At 67.8% G+C, this 388-nt stretch carries 1 protein-coding gene; it reads left to right on the forward strand.

Features of this window, described 5'->3' with window-relative positions; genetic code table 11:
* Positions 1-388, forward strand: a 388-nt coding sequence (locus R2S09_RS40345; RefSeq protein ID WP_316746279.1) for an RNA-guided endonuclease TnpB family protein, incomplete at both ends; no start/stop codon positions are given.

A 388-nucleotide genomic window follows, 5' to 3' on the forward strand; every position in this document is an offset into this window, starting at 1 on the left:
AGCGGTGTATGTGGAAGACCTCGCGGTGTCCGGCCTCGGCCGTACCCGGCTCGCCAAGTCCGTGCACGACGCGGGATGGTCCGCGTTCGTCGGCATGCTTCAGTACAAGGCGGCTCTGCACGGCCGCACCTTCGCCAAGGTGGATCGCGCTTTCCCGTCCTCACAGGTCTGCTCGGCCTGCGGATTTAGGGACGGTCCCAAACCCCTGCACGTCCGTAAGTGGACGTGCGGCGGATGTGGCACCGTGCACGACCGCGACCACAACGCAGCCCGCAACGTCCTCTTCGAAGGACGCCGAATCGTCGCCGCCGGACGGGCGGAGACGCCAAACGCCTGTGGAGCGCCGGTCAGACGGGCATCCGTGCCCGCACAGCGCGGTGAAGCAGGA

Source organism: Streptomyces sp. MK7 (assembly GCF_032658145.1).
Lineage (GTDB): Bacteria > Actinomycetota > Actinomycetes > Streptomycetales > Streptomycetaceae > Streptomyces > Streptomyces spiralis.